Source organism: Micromonospora sp. NPDC047762 (assembly GCF_043204655.1).
GTDB lineage: Bacteria > Actinomycetota > Actinomycetes > Mycobacteriales > Micromonosporaceae > Micromonospora.
This window is the reverse complement of record NZ_JBIDCQ010000012.1, coordinates 160496-177570: the sequence shown is the minus strand read 5'-3', so window position 1 is coordinate 177570 and position 17075 is coordinate 160496. Positions and strand designations below refer to the sequence as shown.

The 17075-nt window shown below is 70.4% G+C and carries 15 protein-coding genes; 8 read left to right on the top strand and 7 right to left on the bottom strand.

The genetic code is table 11. The features are described from left to right. The first annotated feature begins 1 nt into the window (after position 1). A complete protein-coding gene (locus ACGF3C_RS30250; protein WP_393227131.1) occupies positions 2–2068 on the top strand; it encodes a glycogen debranching N-terminal domain-containing protein in 2067 nt (688 codons plus the stop codon). Positions 2069–2178: 110 nt separating this feature from the next. Here ACGF3C_RS30250 and ACGF3C_RS30245 read toward each other — a convergent pair whose 3' ends face one another. Beyond that, on the bottom strand, positions 2179–3132 hold the full coding sequence (locus tag ACGF3C_RS30245; RefSeq protein WP_393227129.1) for a helix-turn-helix domain-containing protein: 954 nt from the start codon (positions 3130–3132) through the stop codon (positions 2179–2181). Positions 3133–3226: 94 nt separating this feature from the next. Between ACGF3C_RS30245 and ACGF3C_RS30240 the strand changes: the two genes are divergently transcribed. Both ACGF3C_RS30240 and ACGF3C_RS30235 read left to right on the top strand, forming a co-directional pair. Further along, positions 3227–4237, top strand: a complete 1011-nt coding sequence (locus ACGF3C_RS30240; protein ID WP_357234023.1) for an NAD(P)H-binding protein — start codon at positions 3227–3229, stop codon at positions 4235–4237. A gap of 249 nt (positions 4238–4486) precedes the next feature. After that, positions 4487–5995, top strand: a complete 1509-nt coding sequence (locus tag ACGF3C_RS30235) for a DUF1996 domain-containing protein (RefSeq protein WP_393227127.1) — start codon at positions 4487–4489, stop codon at positions 5993–5995. An 82-nt stretch (positions 5996–6077) separates the two neighbouring features. Here the strand turns inward: ACGF3C_RS30235 and ACGF3C_RS30230 are convergent, their stop codons facing one another. The 3 genes from ACGF3C_RS30230 to ACGF3C_RS30220 all read right to left on the bottom strand — a co-directional run bounded on the left by ACGF3C_RS30230 (position 6078) and on the right by ACGF3C_RS30220 (position 8350). Next, entirely contained in the window at positions 6078–6584 is a 507-nt protein-coding gene (locus ACGF3C_RS30230; RefSeq protein ID WP_357234029.1) for a hypothetical protein, read from the bottom strand. A gap of 80 nt (positions 6585–6664) precedes the next feature. Then, the gene (locus tag ACGF3C_RS30225) at positions 6665–7675 is read right to left on the bottom strand and encodes a HEAT repeat domain-containing protein (RefSeq protein WP_357227266.1); all 1011 of its coding nucleotides are present in this window, start codon (positions 7673–7675) and stop codon (positions 6665–6667) included. Between the two features lie 6 nt (positions 7676–7681). Next, entirely contained in the window at positions 7682–8350 is a 669-nt protein-coding gene (locus ACGF3C_RS30220; protein ID WP_393227125.1) for a HEAT repeat domain-containing protein, read from the bottom strand. Between the two features lie 184 nt (positions 8351–8534). On the opposite strand from ACGF3C_RS30220, the gene ACGF3C_RS30215 reads away from it, so the two are divergent. The 3 genes from ACGF3C_RS30215 (at position 8535) to ACGF3C_RS30205 (ending at position 12074) form a co-directional block, all read left to right on the top strand. Beyond that, complete coding sequence (locus ACGF3C_RS30215; protein WP_393227123.1) at positions 8535–9245, top strand: carbonic anhydrase; 711 nt, start codon at positions 8535–8537, stop codon at positions 9243–9245. A gap of 540 nt (positions 9246–9785) precedes the next feature. Beyond that, positions 9786–10973 (top strand): DUF418 domain-containing protein, encoded by a 1188-nt coding sequence (locus tag ACGF3C_RS30210; protein ID WP_393227122.1) that lies wholly within the window; start codon positions 9786–9788, stop codon positions 10971–10973. Between the two features lie 9 nt (positions 10974–10982). Next, complete coding sequence (locus ACGF3C_RS30205; protein WP_393227120.1) at positions 10983–12074, top strand: winged helix DNA-binding domain-containing protein; 1092 nt, start codon at positions 10983–10985, stop codon at positions 12072–12074. On the opposite strand, the gene ACGF3C_RS30200 is transcribed toward ACGF3C_RS30205, so the two are convergent. The 3 genes from ACGF3C_RS30200 to ACGF3C_RS30190 are packed head-to-tail and all read right to left on the bottom strand — an operon-like array spanning position 12071 to position 13394. Beyond that, positions 12071–12526, bottom strand: coding sequence for a DUF5990 family protein (locus ACGF3C_RS30200; RefSeq protein ID WP_393227118.1), 456 nt, complete (start codon positions 12524–12526; stop codon positions 12071–12073). The two genes, ACGF3C_RS30205 and ACGF3C_RS30200, sit on opposite strands and share 4 nt — an antisense overlap. Positions 12527–12540: 14 nt before the next feature. After that, a complete protein-coding gene (locus ACGF3C_RS30195; RefSeq protein ID WP_393227117.1) occupies positions 12541–13191 on the bottom strand; it encodes a TMEM175 family protein in 651 nt (216 codons plus the stop codon). Between the two features lie 20 nt (positions 13192–13211). After that, entirely contained in the window at positions 13212–13394 is a 183-nt protein-coding gene (locus ACGF3C_RS30190; protein ID WP_393227115.1) for a hypothetical protein, read from the bottom strand. 161 nt (positions 13395–13555) lie between these two features. Between ACGF3C_RS30190 and ACGF3C_RS30185 the strand changes: the two genes are divergently transcribed. Then, positions 13556–14257 (top strand): DUF4396 domain-containing protein, encoded by a 702-nt coding sequence (locus ACGF3C_RS30185; protein ID WP_357227286.1) that lies wholly within the window; start codon positions 13556–13558, stop codon positions 14255–14257. A 183-nt stretch (positions 14258–14440) separates the two neighbouring features. Next, a complete protein-coding gene (rph, locus tag ACGF3C_RS30180) occupies positions 14441–17056 on the top strand; it encodes a rifamycin-inactivating phosphotransferase (protein ID WP_393227113.1) in 2616 nt (871 codons plus the stop codon). The last annotated feature ends 19 nt before the right edge of the window (positions 17057–17075 follow it).

Here is a 17075-nt window from a genome sequence, read left to right as displayed (position 1 = left end):
GATGAGGGACATCGCGGGCACCGTGGCGTGCATCGACGGCAACACCTTCATGGTGTCCGACGCCAGCGGCGACGTGCAGTCGTCCCCGAGCACCCCGGTCGGCCTCTTCGCCGCTGACACACGCTTCCTGTCCCGCTGGAGGCTCACCGTCAACGGCGAGTGCATGACAGCGCTGTCGGTCGACGACAGCCAGTACTTCGAGGTCACGTTCTTCGCGGTGCCGGGCGCGGCGGTGGACTACGTGGAGGCCGACGTGTCGGCCATTCGTCGCAGGCGCATCGGCCCGGACCTCACCGAGTCGCTGACGATCTTCAATTACGGCGAGCGGGACATGACGCTCGACGTGCGTCTGGAGGTGGCCGCCGACTTCGCCGACATCTTCGAGATCAAGTTCGACACCGGCGCCAAGAGCGGCGCGTACTACACGCACGTCGGCCCGAACGAGTTGCGCCTGGGCTACCGGCGCGGCACCTACCGCCGTGAGGTCGTCGTGTCGGCGAGTGAGCCCGCGGAGTTCGACCCGGGCGGCCTCCGGTTCACGGTCCGGCTGCGCCCCGAGCAGCAGTGGTCGACCCGGTTGCAGGCTGTCATGCTGGCGTTGCGTCCGGACGGCGTCGACCTGCGCTCCGCCCTGCGCGCCCAACGGCCGGACGAATCCACCCTGCCTGCCAGCGTGCGAGCCTGGGTCGCGGCGGCCCCGACCCTGGACACCGAGAGCGTCGGCCTCCAGCAGGTCTACCACCGCAGCCTGCTGGACCTGGCGGCGGTGCGCTTCGCCCCGCTCTCGCTCAGCGGCGCGAGCGTACCCGCGGCCGGGTTGCCCTGGTTCATGACCCTGTTCGGCCGCGACAGCCTGTTGACCTGCCTGCAGACCCTGCCCGTCACCCCGTCGCTGACCCCACCGACGCTGCGCATCCTCGCGTCGTTGCAGGGCGTCCGGACCGACGATGTCCTGGAGGAGGACCCGGGCCGGATCCTGCACGAGCTGCGCTACGGGGAGTCGGCCGCGTTCGAGGAACAGCCGCACTCGCCCTACTACGGCACGGTGGACGCCACGCCGCTGTTCGTGGTGCTGCTCGACGAGTACGAGCGGTGGAGCGGCGACACCGCGCTGGTGATGGAGCTGGAGCAGGAAGCCCGCGCGGCCCTGGCCTGGATCGATTTGTACGCGGACCTCACCTCCACCGGCTACGTCTGGTACCAGCGACGCAACCGCGTCACCGGCCTGGACAACCAGTGCTGGAAGGACTCCTGGGACAGCATCTCCTATGCCGACGGCCGACTGCCGGGCTTCCCGAGGGCCACCTGCGAGACCCAGGGGTACGCCTACGACGCGAAGATCCGGGGGGCACGACTGGCCCGCGCCTTCTGGGGTGACACTGCCTACGCCGAGCGGCTGGAAAGCGAGGCGGCGGCCCTGTACGACCGGTTCAACCGGGACTTCTGGCTTGAGGACCGCGGCTTCTACGCCCTCGCGCTCGACCACGACGGCACCCCCGTGGACGGGCTGTCGTCCAACATCGGGCACCTGTTGTGGAGCGGCATCGTGCCACCGGAGCGGGCTGCCCGGGTGGTCGAGCACCTGATGGGTCCGGCGCTCTTCTCCGGTTGGGGTGTGCGGACGTTCGCCGAGGGGCAACGCCGCTACAACCCGCTCGGCTACCACAACGGCACGGTCTGGCCGTTCGACAACTCGTTCATCGCCTGGGGTCTGCGCCGTTACGGGTTCGGCAACGAGGCGGCCCGCATCGCCGAGGGTATCCTCTCCGCCGCCACCTACTTCGAGGGTCGTCTGCCCGAGGCGTTCGGCGGGTTCGACCGGGACACCACCCGGTTCCCGATCCGGTATCCGACCGCGGGCAGCCCGCAGGCGTGGTCCAGTGCGGCCTGCATGCTGCTGATCCGCACCATGCTCGGGATCAACCCGCACGACGACCACCTGGCCGTGGATCCGGCGCTGCCGTCCGCGTTCGGGCGGATCGCGCTGCTGGACATCCCCGGCCGTTGGGGCAAGCGCGACGCGTTCGCCCGCCAACGCCCGGACAGCGGCAGCGACACGGTCAGCTGACGTACTCGAGGCTGAAGCCCATCGGGACCCCCGCCCGCCGGCGGAGCAGGTGCTTGGCATCCTGCCCGACGCCGAGAAGCGACGGCGTCCGCGCGCACCCCGGTCAGGATTCAGCCGTCGGCGGGCCTGGTGGCCCGGAAGGTGCGCCGGTACGCGTCCGGCGGCACACCGACGGTGCGGTGGAAGTGTCGACGCAGTGTCGCGGCGGTGCCCATGCCGGCCGCCTCGGCGACGGCGTCGATGCTGTCGTCGGTGTTCTCCAGCAGCTCCTGGGCACGGCGGATCCGCTGCGTCGACAGCCACAGCAGTGGGGTGGTGCCGGTGGCCGACCGGAAGTGGCGGGCCAGGTTGCGTGAGCTCATGTTCGCCTGCCGGGCCAGGTCCTCGACGGTCAGCGGCCGGTCCAGGCGGGCCAGGGCCCAGGGCAACAGGGTGGCCAATGGGTGGTCGTCACGGGCGGGCACCGGGGTGGTGAGGTACTGGGCCTGACCACCGGCGCGGTGCGGTGGCACGACCAGGCGGCGGGCGACGGCATTGGCGACGATCGAGCCGTGGTCGCGGCGGATCAGGTGCAGGCACAGGTCGATCGCGGCGGCCTTCCCGGCGGAGGCGAGCACGGTGCCGTTGTCGACGTAGAGCACGTCCGGATCGACGCGGACCCGGGGATAGCGGGCGGCCAGCGCCTGGGTGTGGGCCCAGTGGGTGGTGGCCCGCTGCCCGTCGAGCACTCCGGCGGCGGCCAGCACGAACGCGCCGGTGCACAGCGAGACCATCCGGGCGCCCGCCAGGTGGGCCGCGCGGACCGCGTCGAGCAGGTCGGGGGGTACGTCCCCGTCGACGTCCTCGACCGACGGGATGATCACGGTGTCGGCGCGGGCGAGGCGTTCCAACCCGTCGTCGGGCGTCAGCAGGAAGCGACCGACCCGGACCGGGCCGGGACCGCAGATCGCCACGTCGTACCAGGGATCGGCCAGGCCGGAGGGGTCGTGGGCGAAGACCTCGCAGGCAAGGGCCAGCTCGAAGTGCAGCATCCCGTCGGTGGCGGCGATCGCGACAAGGGCCATGTCCGAAACTGTACGGGGGTTGGCGTTCCCGACACTGGCCGGTTGCCGGACGCTGCGGGAGGCTGGACCCAGTCGATCTTTCGAGGGGGCAGCGATGGGTTACAGCGTGGCGGTGTTCGGGGCGTACGGGCACACCGGACGGTTCGTGATGGCGGAGCTGCGGGAGCGCGGGTTCGGTGCACTGCCGGTGGGCCGTGACCCGCGCCGGCTGGCGGCGTTCGGGCCCGGCTACCGGGTGGCGTCGGTCGACGATCCGGCCTCGCTCGACGCGGCGCTGGCCGGTGTGGACGCGGTCATCAACTGCGCGGGGCCGTTCGCGTCGACCGCCGCCGGTGTGATCGAGGCCGCGCTGCGCGCCGGGATCCCGTACGTGGACGTGGCGGCCGAGATCGAGGCCAACCTCGACACGTTCACCCACTTCACCGAGCGCGCCCGCGCCGCCGGTGTCGCGGTGGTCCCGGCGATGGCCTTCTTCGGCGGGCTCGGTGACCTGCTCGCGACGACGGCGATGGGTGACTGGGCGTCGGCCGACGAGGCGCACGTCGCGTACGGACTGAGTAGCTGGCACCCGACGGCCGGGACGGTCGCCGCGGGCGTCGTCTCCCGCGAGCGCCGCGCCGGCCGCCGGGTCCGCTACACCGGCGGCCGGTTGGAGTACCACTCCGGCGGGGACCTGCCGAGGGTGGACTGGGACTTCCCCGCGCCGTTGGGTCGCCGCAGCGTCCTCGGGGAGTTCAGCATGGCCGACGTCGTCACCATCCCCCGTCACCTGGTCATCCCCGAGGTCCGCACCTACATGACCGTCGACGCCGCCAGCGACCTGACCGCCGCGGCGGCGCCGGTCGCGGTCGACGGGCGGGGCCGGTCCGCGCAGACGTTCACGGTCGACGTCATAGTGCGTCGCGGCGACGCGCGCCGCCGTGTCATGGCCAGTGGCAAGGACATCTACGCCGTCAGCGCGCCCCTGGCCGTGGAAGCGGTCGGGCGCGTCCTCGATGGTCGGACGAGGACCAGCGGCGTCGCCTCCGCCGGCGAGATGTTCGACGCGCCCGACTTCCTGCGCGCGCTGTCGCCGGCCATCCGCGTCGAACCGGTCAGCGGCTGAGACCGAGAATTCGCCCACAATTCGTTACTCAAAATTCGTAATCATCGCACCATAACCCGGGCGGCAGGACTTAAAGGAAACTTAAGGCTGCACGAGCGAAAAATTGTCATCCGGAGCCGTCGCGCCGGCTGCCAGGGCGCTTGTCGACCGGCCTCCTTAATTCTTTTCCCGCGAGTTGATGCAGGCCTCTGACGTGCACATACTCCTTCCGACAGAGCTTCACCGTCGACTCGAAGGAAACCACTGGTAATGCGGACTCCCCCCGCGCACGTCGCACCGCCGGATCGGGCGCGAAAGCGTCGTCGCCTCACTCGCATCACGCTCGCCTCCGCGGTTGCCGCCGCGCTGGCCGGCAGCGGCATCTACATCGCCGGCGCCCAGGCCGAGGAGGTCGCGGTGCCTGGCCGGGTGCAGGCAGAGGCCTTCGCGGCACAGTCCGGGGCGCAGACCGAGGGCACCGGCGACGCCGACGGCGGCCGTAACGTTGGCTGGCTGGCCAGCGGCGACTGGCTGCGCTTCGACAATGTGTCGGTGACGGGCGTCGACCTGACGGCCCGGGTCGCCTCGCACAACGCCGCCGGCGGCACCGTCGAGTTGCGCCTCGGCGCGCAGGACGGTCCACTGCTGGCCGGGTTCCCGATCGCGCAGACCGGCGGTTGGCAGAAGTGGACGACCGTCACCGCGAAGGCGTCAGCTCTGCCGTCCGGTGCGCAGACCGTCTTCGCGGTCATGAAGAGCGCCTCGACGTCGGACTTCGTGAACCTGAACTGGTTCACGTTCGGCCCCGCGAAGGGCACGTCGCCCAGCGCGTCGGCCACGCCGAGCACATCGGCCGCCCCTTCGGCCACGCCGAGTTCCACCGCGTCCGCGTCCCCGTCGACGTCCGTCCCGCCGAGCGCACCGGCCGGCGGCTGGGTGCCCGTCGACCAGGCACAGTGGAGCAGGGAACTGGCCGCCTTCAACGCCATGAAGCCGAAGGCGGTGCCGCCGGGCACCACCCGGGTGCCGGAATTCCACACCGACTGCGGTGTCGCGAACTCGGCCCCGGACGATCCGATCGTCCTGCCTGGTCTCGCTGGCGCCTCGCACATGCACACCTTCTTCGGCCCGAAGATCGACGCCTTCACCACGACGGACACGTTGTTCGACGCGGCGAACACCTGTAACGCCCCCGGGGACAAGAGCGCCTACTGGACCCCGGAGCTACGCAAGGACGGCAAGGCGGTGCCGATCAAGAGCATGCGCATCTACTACGGCTCGCGGGTCAAGGACCCGTCGACCGTCAAGCCCTTCCCGCCGGGCCTGAGGGTGGTCGAAGGTGACGCCAAGCGGCAGGTGGACACCCCGAAGAACGCCGGTAGTAACCAGTTCTGGTGCGCGGGTAGCGCCGAGATCGGCCGCAGCGCCGACGGTAACTGGCCGAAGTGCGCCCCCGGCGGCAACCTGATCTTCCAGCTCGTGTTCAAGGACTGCTGGGACGGCAAGAACATCGACTCACCCGATCACAAGTCGCACATGGGCGACCCGGTGAACGGCGTCTGCACCGGCAAGTACCCGGTGGCCGTTCCGGATCTCTCCTTCATGGTCAACTACGAGTCGCTGGGCGGTGACGGCCTCAGCCTCTCCTCCGGCAAGCCGTCATCCATGCACGGCGACTTCATGAACGCCTGGGAACCGGAGCGTCTCGGCGACCTGGTGAAGTCCTGCCTCAACCAGAACGCCAAGTGCGGCGTCGACACGACGTTCGCCGGCGGCTGACCACCGCCTGCGATGCGACGGCCCCCACGCTCAGGCGTGGGGGCCGTCCGTCACCGCACCCGGTGCGACCGGGTCACGAGGGTCAGATGACCAGCGTGAAACCCGCCGCCTTGCACGCGGCGGAGATGTCCTTGCCGGCCTTCTCGAAGGCCGGGTTGTCGGCGGCGGTAGCCGGGTCCGCCGCAGCCGCGGCCTTGGCCGCCTCCGCGCCGAACGCCCGCAGGGCCGTGGCCACCTTGCCGTCGCCGGTCGAGGCGACCACGGCGATCTTCTTGTCCAGGTCGTTCAGGATCTTCTGGTAATCCGCCGCCGACGCCTCGCCGGTCATGGCGACCTTCACCAGCTCGGCCTTCATCTCGTCGCTGACCTTCTTCGCCGACTCGCAGAGTTCCTTGTCGCTCGCGGCGCCCGCCGCGGGCGACGAGGCCGGCGTGGCGGCAGCGGAGGTGGCCACCGCGGACGGGGCTGCGGAGGTGGCAGCGGGCGTGGTGGATCCTGCGGTCGTCGCCTTGTCGGCGTCGCCACAGGCGGCGAGGGTCGTCGAAACGGCGAGGATCAACATGGCGGAGGCAAGACGGGAAGATTTCACGGACGCGGACGATAGCCGAAGCCCAAACGATGATCAATTCGCTCGGCGTTGCGCCCCCTCGGCGGCTCCACAGTGTCTGGTCATGATGAGGCCACGTCGCGGAGCGCGAGGATGGAGGTCGCCGTCAGTGCGACGGCGCGGTCCTGATCATGCGACAGGTCCGTGAGGGCGCGTACGGCGGTGCTTCCCGGGATGTCCGCCATCGCCTCGGTCAGCCGTCGCCGTGCGGACGGTGCGACGCCGCTCTTCCCGAGGCAGGCAACCAGCCGGGTCGCAATCTGGTCTGCCAGCGCGGGGTCGGCCGCCAGCAGGCTCAACGCGTCGGCAGCGTCGACATCCTTGGTCTCCTCGACAACCATGTCGATCAACGTGGGAAGCGCGTCCGCCACACCGCGCGCGCCGAGCGCCAGAGCCGCGTACCCGCGGACCACGATGTCGGGGTGCGCGAGGGCGTCCCGCAGCACGTCGGTCGCCGCGGGGTGCGGGATCTCGGCCACGGACTGGACGGCGCGCCTGCGTACCTCGGCCTCCGGTGAGCCGAGGCCGTCGGTCAGCAGCGCCAACCCGCTGTCGCCGGACTGCGCCAGCGCCCAGCGCAGGGCTCCGGCGACGTTCGGGTCCGACTCATTCAGCACCGCCTCGACAAGTGCCTCCACCGGCGCCGGCCCCTCAACGACCGAGGACAGGGCGGCGCGCTGGCGGGTACCCGCGCTGTCCGACCCCAGTGCCCGCAGGAGTGTCACCACCTGCAGGACGTCCTCCCAGTGGGAGGGGTTCGCATCACCGATCCGACCGAGTCGGGTGAGCAACTCCATCTCGTCCGCGATGCGCAGTCGCGTCCGCCGGATGAGGTCCTTGACGAGTTCGGCGGGGGTGAAGCCGGGATCGTCGAGCGCGCGGCGGACGTCACGTAGCGACAGGCCCAGCGACCGCAGGCTCTCGACGTGGAAGATCAGCCGGACGTCCTCGCTGGTGTACTCGCGATAGCCGGAACCGGTGCGACCGGTGGGCCGGATCAGCCCGAGCGCGTCGTAATGCCTGAGCATGCGGGCGCTGACCCCGGACCGTCGCGCCACCTCACCGATCAACACCTGGTGTCATCCCTTCGTGCCTGTCGGGCCGAGGGCGACGACGCGCTTCGCCGCCTCGATCGCGAACTCGAACCCGGCATCCGGATCCTGCATGAGACGTTGGGTGGCGACCGCGTGCGTGCGTACGCGTGGGTCGAGATCCGCCATCGCGGCACGCAGGATCGGCATGACCACCTCGCCGAGCGCGATCAGCGCCCGGCTGAGACTCAACTGCATCTCACGCCCTCCCCGCCCGAGCTGCGTCGACAACACAGCGGCCAACTCGGGCTCCGCACCGAAGGGTACGAGCGCGACCGCCGCGCGCCAGGCGCTGCGTGCCACCTCGCCGTCGGCATCGGTCAGCAACGCCCGGGTGATCGCCGGCCAGGCCCGCCGGTCCCCGATCTTGGACAGCGTGTGCAAAGCCTGACTTCGGGCCTGGGCGCGCTCCGAGTGGAGCTCGGCGGTGAGCTTCGCGACGGTCAGTGCGGGTGGGTGGCGCAGCAGCGCCCAGGTGAGCATCTCGCGTACGGAGAACTCGGGCTCGACCGCGCATCGCTCGATGAGCGTGTCGACGAGCTGCGAGTCCGGGTTCGTGCCGACCGCCAGCGCCGCGCGCAGTCGCACCGAAGCTTCGCTGCTCTCCAGCCCCCGGGAGACCCTCGTCGCGTACATGTCCTGTTCCGGCCTGGTCATCAGATCACCTCTTCGACCCCAGTCAAGGCCTTGTCACTGTGTCAAGGTCAACCCGTCTTGTTACTCGCGGTGGCCGAAGGAACCGGAGCGATCCACCGTCGCCCACTGGCCACCGAACGGTAACCACCAATGTGGACGGAAGCTGGTAGGAAGAGGCGAGTTGCCTCACCTCAGGGAGATGATCGTGGCACGTTCGCACCTGTCCCGCCGTTCGCTGCTGACCGCCGGTGGCGCCGCCGCCGTGGCGCTCGGCGCGGCCGCAGCCAGCCCGTCCGCCGCCTCCGCCGCGCCAGCGGAAAGCCCGATCGACACGCCGACGGAGGCACTGCGTCGGCTACAGGCCGGCAACCGGCGGTTCACCTCCGGCCGCGGCCGGCACCCGCACCAGGGCCTGTCCGACCTGCACCGGCTCGCCGCCGGCCAGCACCCGTTCGCCATCACGGTCGGCTGCGCGGACTCCCGGGTGGCCCCCGAGGTGCTCTTCGACCAGGGGCTGGGTGACCTGTTCGACAACCGGGTGGCCGGCAACATCGTCGACGACCTGCTGCTCGGCAGCGTCGAGTTCGCAGTGGAGGAGTTCGGCAGCCTGCTGATCGTCGTCCTCGGTCACGAACGCTGCGGCGCGATCACCGCCACCATCGACGCCATCCACACCGGCGGTACGGCGCCCGGGCACATCGGCACCATCGTGGACGCCCTGCGCCCGATCGTCGAGCCGGTGCTGAACCACCCCGGCGACCCCGTGGAGAACGGGGTGCGCGCCAACATCGCCGCGCAGGTGGAGGCGCTCAGCGCACGCAGCACGATCATCTCCGAGAAGGTGCACGAGGGCGCGCTGCGGGTGGTGGGCGCCCGCTACGACCTGGACAACGGGTGGGTTTCCCTGGTCGCCTGAAACCGTCACCCGATCCTGGGCCACCCGGACGGCGACGCTGGTCGGTCATCCACTGCCGCCGACCAGCGCCGCCGGTCGCGTCGCGGCCGACGGGTACGGCGGTAGTGGGACCAGCCCGCCAGCGGCAACGCGGTCGTCCAGGCCAACAGGAGCGGGAGACCGATCAGGACTCCCGTCGGGGTGAAGATGTCCTCCGCGCCGGGCTCCCTCAGGTCCGCCGCGAACTGCCAGGGCAGGGGTCGCCGAGTAGCCGATCATCAGGGCGGATCCCAGCACCGTTGGCGTCAGCGGCAACCACTGCGGCACCCGACGTGGCGGGGCGGGCACGGCGTTCGTGTGCGGTGTTCGAGTCACGGCGTCGTCTCCATCAGCGGCGGGCGTTGGCACATCCGAGATCACCGTCGCCGAACGGCGCGGCGAGCGGGTCGCCGCGCGGAGGGACTCGTCTCCCCCGCCGTAGGGATGGCGCCTTTTCGTCACAACAGTGCGTGTGACGAAAGCACTTCCCGGCAGCGGGCCGTGCTCCGGACGCTGGACACCATGAATGTGACCCGGCTCGACCCACCGGGCGACGGCCACCCACAGCCCTCGCCCGGGGACACCCGCGCCCGCATCACCGTCGTGGACGCACTGCGCGGATGCGCGCTGCTGCTCATCCTGCTGGTGAACATCGCGTTCTTCAGCTCCGGCTACGACTTCCACCTGGTCGACGACCCGACGCGCGGCGCGGTGGACGTGCTGATCGCCGGCGCGGTGGAGCTGTTCTTCGCGATGAAGGCCTACCTGCTGTTCGCCTTCCTGTTCGGTTACAGCTTCACCCTGCAACTCGACTCCGCGGCTCGACGCGGAGCGGCGTTCCGCCCGGCGTTCCTGCGCCGGCTCTCCGGGTTGTTCGCTCTCGGCGTGCTGCACGCGGTGCTGCTGTTCCACGGCGACATCCTCACCACGTACGCGCTGCTCGGTCTCGTGCTGCTCGCGGTCCGGCGGATCGAGCCCCGCACCGCGCTGATCGCGGCGGCGACCATCATCGGCGGCATCGCCGTGGTGGTCGGGGTCGCCGCGGTCCTCGGTGCCACACTGGTTCCGGACGAGGCCGTCGCGCTCAGCGCCGGTGCGCGTTCCACGCTGGCTCTGGGCGGCGGCTTCGACGATGTCGTCCTGGAGCATCTTCGGTCGATGCCGGCGATGATCGGCGGCCTCGCCGTGCAGGGGCCGCTGGCGTTCGCGGCGTTCCTGGTCGGCCTCGCCGCCGGCAAGCGGCGGCTCCTCGCCACCCTGCCCGCCCATCAGGACCTGCTGCGCCGGTGCGAGAAGGTGGGGTACCCCGTCGGTCTGGCCGGCGCGGTGGTGTTCGCGGTCGGTGGTTCCACCGCGAACCTGACCGGACTGATGGTCAGCATCGTCACCGCGCCGTTCCTGGCCGCCGCCTACGCCGCGACCCTGCTGCGCCTGTTCACGCGGCGGCCGCGCCTCGCGGACGCGTTCGCGCCCGCCGGGCGGATGGCCCTGACCAACTACCTGGCCCAGTCGCTGGTGTGCGTGCTCGTCTTCACCGGCCTCGGGTGGGGCCTGGTCGGCCGCACCTCGACGGCACAGACACTGCTGATCGCACTGGTGATCTTCGCGGGGCAACTGGTGGTCAGCGCGTGGTGGCTACGGCGGTTCCGGTACGGCCCCGTCGAATGGGCGCTGCGCGCCTGGACCCACCGGGCGTGCCGCCCCAACTAGGGTGCTGACATGGTCGATCGGCACCAGGTGATGAACTTCCGGGTTCGGGCCCAGCAGCTCGACCGCGACGAGGGCACAATCGCCGACACCGCCGTCCTGGACCTCGGGGTGCAGAACACCGGTCCGGACGGCGCGCGGTGGGCGCTGGCGGTACGCGGGGTCGACGTGATTGCATTGTCCGACACCGACCTGGTCCTGCTGTGGACGGTGCGGGGCGCTCCCCACCTCTACCGCCGGGCCGACGTTGCGAAGGTGGCGGCGGCGGTCGAACCCTTCTCCGAGGCCGACGCGGGCAAGCGCATCTACGACGCCGCGAAACCGTTGAGGGCCGCCGGCATCGACACCCTCGCGGCCCTCGACAAGATCGCCGACCGGATGCGTGCCATCGTCAGCACGCCCACGGTCAAGGGGGACGTCTCCGGCCGCCTGGCCACCATGCTGCCCGAGCCCTATCTGCGGTTCTGCCGGCCGTGCGACGCCACGCACCTCTACGAGATGCCGTTCCGGCTCGCCGCCGTGCGGGCCGGAGTGGAGCTGCAGCTCGACACCTCACCCCCGGTCCTGCGGCGCATCACCGGGTTCAGGAAGGCAGCCACGGCGGGTGACCGCTTCGACCTCATCCGCGCCTATCTTCGCCTGCTCGGTCCGGCCACCCCGAAACAGGTCGCCGACTACCTCGACTCCCCCGTGAAGGACGTGAAGGCGCACTGGCCCGACGACGTGATCGAGGTGACGGTCGACCGCGAGGTGCGCTCACTGCTGGCCACCGACGAGGAGGCGCTGGAATCCGCCGACGGCACTGTCACCCGACTGCTCGGCCCGTTCGACCTGTTCCTCCAGGCCAAGGACCGGGCGACGCTGGTGCCGGACGCCACCCACGCCAAGGAGCTGTGGCCGGTGTTGGGTCGCCCCGGTGCCGTCCTGGTCGACGGCGAGCTGGTGGGCACCTGGCGGCCCCGCAAGTCCGGCAGGACGTTCACCGTCGCCGTCCGGCCGTGGCAGCGACTGTCGGACGCCACGCGTAAGGCCGTCACCGCGCAGGCCGAACGCCTCGCCGCGTACCGCTCCGTCTCCCTCAGCGGCGTCGACTTCGGCAGCTAGACGGCTACCCACTCCACCGTCCACGAGATGGCGGGCGGGTGCACCCGAGCGCAGACGGGCTCACCGGCGACGTCGGTCAACCCGACCCGGCCGACCAGCGTCCCGTTGCCCTCGTGGGCGGCGCGCAGCAGCTCGGTCGGCACGTCGGTGAACATCAACTTCGCTCGTCGGAACATGGCGAAGCCGTCAGGGGTCACCGCGCCCCAGCTCAGATAGAGAAACCGCGCCCCGGGGCGGCCGTGCACCCAGGGGCCACCGACGTCGAGCGCAGCGTCGACCTCACGGCTGGACACCTCGAAGGACCAGGTGGCGCTGGCCGCGTCGGCCGGGACCTGATCGACCACCTCGGCCTTGCGCTGAACCCCGACGTGTACGTTGCCCCGCCGCAGCGCGTCGGCCTCCGCACCGGGACGCTGACCTGGGAGATCGCTGCCGTCGATCCGGATCCGCATGGCACCGACTCTAGTTAGTCGGCCGGTTGCCCGGCGGTTTCGTCCTCGCCGTACTCGCCGCGGATGGGCAGGTAGTAGGCGGGCAGGAACCCGGCGATGATGGCGACGCCGGCGATCGGCACGAACGCGCCGACGAGGATGCCGGAGCCGATCCAGACCAGCGCGAGCGCGAACCGGCGACCGATGGCCCGCGCACCGATGGGACCGAGGCCGGGGTCCAGCAGTCTGGCCCGCCGAAGGTGCGCCCACACGATGTTGAAGAGAGCCGCTGCCGTCCACAGTGTGCCGCCGTAGACGACGACCGACGCGCGCAGGCCCTGCTCCGCGCGCAACGCGTCCGCGAGCAGTGACGTGGAGAACGGCAGGAACGCGATGACCATCAGGAGCAACGTGTTGAGGAACAGGACCCCTCGGTCGACGTGCCGGACGCGGTCGAACATGACGTGGTGATTCACCCACACCTGCCCGATGAGCAGGAAGCTCAACGCGTAGGCCAGGTACGACGGCCACAGCGCACCGAGCCCCTGAACGAGGCGCTCGAAGTCGTCGGGCGGTTGGATCTCCAGCACGAGGAGCGTCACGGCGATCGCGAAGACACCGTCGCTGAAGGCCAGCAACCGGCCCGGGCTACGGGTGAGCCGTGAAGTTTCCCTTTTGGGAGGCATGTACAGAATTATGCAATACGTCAGCTTTCGGGACGGGCAGCGCTGGCGGCCGTCCTGCACAGGTAGGTCTCGGCCAACTGGCGAAGGCGCGTGCGGTCGAAGCTGTCCCCGTGGCCGGGATCGTTGCCCCGCAACCACCAGAAGTTCGCCGACAGCAATTCGTTGACGTGCGGTGACGAGACCCGGACGACGTCGCCGTCCATTTCGGCCCGCGTATACCAGTCGACCGTGACCGAGAGTGTGCCAGCGCGGAGATCTTTGGTGGGGGGCGGACACCGACCTGTGACACCGGCGGGAACGCCCGATTCACCAATCCGGACGAGTACGACATGAAAGACTCGCCCGGCTGGCGGAAGGGGCGGGGATGCAACCAACCTGGCTCGTGGCGCTCTCCTGGGCTTCGCTCGCGGTCGGCGTCGTCAGCTTCGCGGTCGTGGTGGCCGACACCTATCTGCGCGGGCACCGTCAGCCGGTCCGGGTCATGGAGATCGTCTGGCTGGTGACCGTCCTCTACATCGGCCCGGCCGCCGTCCGCCTCTACTGGAACTGGGGCAGGCCCGAGGCGTTCTCTCGACGGCGGCAGGAGGAGCAACCGCGACGGCCCCGGCGGGGCATCGTCGTGACCCACGTGTCCCGCTGTGGCGCGCACTGCGCTCTCGGGTTCATCGTCGCCGAGATCGCCCTGTACGCCGTGAGATTCGACCCGGCCGAGGACCCGCTGTGGGTCGACTACGCCGGCGACTACCTGATGGCGGTGACGATCGCCGTGCTCTTCCGGTATTTCGCCGGGCCGGGGCGCAGCCTCGGAAAGGTCTGGCACGCGCTGTCGAACGTCGGCAGGATCGAGCTGCTGACCATCACCGCGTTCGAGGTGGCGCTGTTCGCGTGGCTGACGCTCGCCCATCGGGTGGTCCTGCCGGAGCCACCCCTGCGACCCGACAGCGCCACGTTCTGGTTCGCCGGTCAGCTCGGGCTGATAGCTGGCTTCATCGCGGCCTGGCCCACCGCCTCCTGGCAGCTCGGCCGAGGGCTGAAAATCGAGCAGCGCCGACTTCCCTACGACTGAGCGGGGGCCCGATCGCCCGATCGGCCGCCCCGCCAAAAACAAACGGCAAGGAGATGACTCTCCCTGCCACTTCTAACGTATACCGCACCTGGGGGCTTGCGGCAAGACCCCGGTCGTGGCGCAGAATCGGCGGCCGGACCAGCACAAACGAGGTAACGGGGGCGCGACGTGGGTGTGTTGTCGATGGACGGGGACCGCAGCGACCGGGCACCACTGTTGGATCTTCGAGAGGTCGACGAGACGCAGGTGTCGATGGTCGGCGGCAAGGCCGCGCACCTGGGCGCGCTGTCCCGGATCGACGGCATCCGGGTGCCGGCGGGGTTCTGCGTGACGACGGCGGCCTTCCGGAAGGTCATGGCGCAGACGCCGTCGATCGACGATCGGCTCGATCAGCTGTCGCGGTTGAGCCCGGACGACCGGGAGACGATCAGAACGCTCAGCGCGGAGATCCGCCGCAGCGTCGAAGAGACACCGGTTCCGGACGGCCTGGCCGCCGCGATCACCGGCGCGCTCGCCCGGTTCGGCGAGCAGGCCGCCTACGCAGTACGGTCCAGCGCGACGGCGGAGGACACGCCCACCGCGTCCTTCGCCGGCCAGCAGGACACCTACCTGAACGTGGTGGGGCCGGAGGCGGTCCTGCGGCACGTCAGCCGGTGCTGGGCGTCACTGTTCACCGACCGGGCCGTCATCTACCGCCTGCGCAACGGCATCGACCACCGCACTGTTCAGATGGCTGTCGTCGTACAGCGGATGGTTCTTCCGGATGCCTCCGGCATCCTGTTCACGGCGGACCCGGTGACGGGCGACCGGAAGGTCGCGACAGTCGACGCCAGCTTCGGCCTCGGCGAGGCCCTGGTGTCCGGTCTGGTGAACCCGGACGTCTTCACTGTGCGCGACGGTGAGGTGGTCGCCAGCACGGTCGCCGCGAAGGCGCGTGCCGTCGCCGCGCTGCCTGGCGGCGGGACGCGGGAAGTGGAGATCGACCCGCGGCGGCAGGAGCAGCCGGCGCTGACGCAGGCTCAGGCGCTGCGGCTGGTGCGGCTCGGGCGACGGATCGAGGCGTATTTCGGCCGCCCGCAGGACATCGAATGGTGCCTGGTCGACGACGACTTCCAGATCGTGCAGAGCCGGCCGATCACGACGCTGTTCCCCGTCCCGGCGGCCGATGACCAGGAGAACCACGTCTACCTTTCGGTCGGTCACCAACAGATGATGACCGACGCCATGCGGCCGTTGGGGCTCTCCATGTGGCAGCTGACCGCCATGGCCCGGATGTTGGCGGCCGGCGGGAGGTTGTTCGTCGACGCCACCCGGCTGTTGGCCTCCCCCACCAGCCGCGCCGGCTTTCTGAAAATGGCGGGGCGCGACGATCCGCTGATGCGCGACGCGTTGGAGACCCTGCTCGACCGCCGGGACTTCGTTGCGACGCTGCCGGACCAGGCCGGTCCGGGTGGGCCGACGACCGGTGGCCCGTCCACCTCGGGCGAGGCCGACCCGGCGATCGTGACCGAGCTGATCGAGCGCAGCGAGGCGTCCATCGCCGCCCTACGACGCGACATCGCGACGGTGACCGGTACGGCGCTGTTCGACTTCCTGCATGAGGCGTTCCAGGAGCACAAGCGGGTCCTCAGTGATCCGTTGAACATGCAGGCGATCATGGCGGGCATGGAGGCCACCTGGTGGCTCAACGACCGGCTGCACGAGTGGCTGGGCGAGAAGAACGCCGCGGACACCCTCACCCTCTCCGCCCCCGGCAACGTCACGTCGGAGATGGGGCTGGCGCTGCTCGACGTCGCCGACGTGATCCGTCCGTATCCGGAGGTGGTGGCGTTCCTTCAGGACGCCGCGCACGACGACTTCCTCGACGAGCTGCCGAAGGTCACGGGCGGAGCCGAGGCGCGCGCCGCCATCGAGGCGTACCTCGATCGGTACGGAATGCGCTGCGTCGGCGAGATCGACATCACCAGGCCACGGTGGAGCGAACGCCCCGCCACGCTCGTGCCCGTACTCCTCGACAACGTCAAGCTCTTCGAGCCGGGCGCGGCCCGGCGGCGCTTCGAGCAGGGCCAACAGCGGGCGCGGCAGCAGGCGCAAGAGGTGTTGACGCGCCTGCGGGCGCTGCCGGACGGGCAGCAGAAGGCCGACGAGACCGCGCGAATGATCGACCGGGTGCGGGCCTTCATCGGCTATCGGGAGTACCCGAAGTACGACATCGTCAGCCGCTACTTCCTGTACAAACAGGCACTGCTGGCGGAGGCCGAGCGGCTGGTGCACGCCGGGGTGCTCGCCGAGCAGGAGGACGTCTTCTACCTCACGTTCCAGGAGTTCCACGAGGTGGTCCGCACACACCGGGTGGACGCCGCACTGATCCGGCAGCGTCGCGACGAGTTCCGGGCGCACCAGGCGCTCACTCCGCCCCGGGTGCTGACCTCCGACGGCGAGGTCATCACCGGCGCGTACCGACGCGACGACCTGCCGGCCGGCGCCCTGGCCGGTGTGCCGGTGTCCGCCGGGACTGTCGAGGGACGTGCCCGCGTCATCCTGGACATGGCGCAGGCCGACCTCGAAGCGGGTGACATCCTCGTCACGGCCCACACGGACCCGAGCTGGACGCCGCTGTTCGTCGGCATCGCCGGCCTGGTCACGGAGGTGGGCGGGTTGATGACGCACGGCGCGGTGATCGCGAGGGAGTATGGCCTGCCGGCTGTCGTCAGCGTCCTCGACGCGACCCGGCTGATTCGCGACGGGCAGCGGATCCGCGTGCACGGCAGTGACGGGTACGTCGAGATCCTGCCCTGACCGACGGCACCCGCAGGAG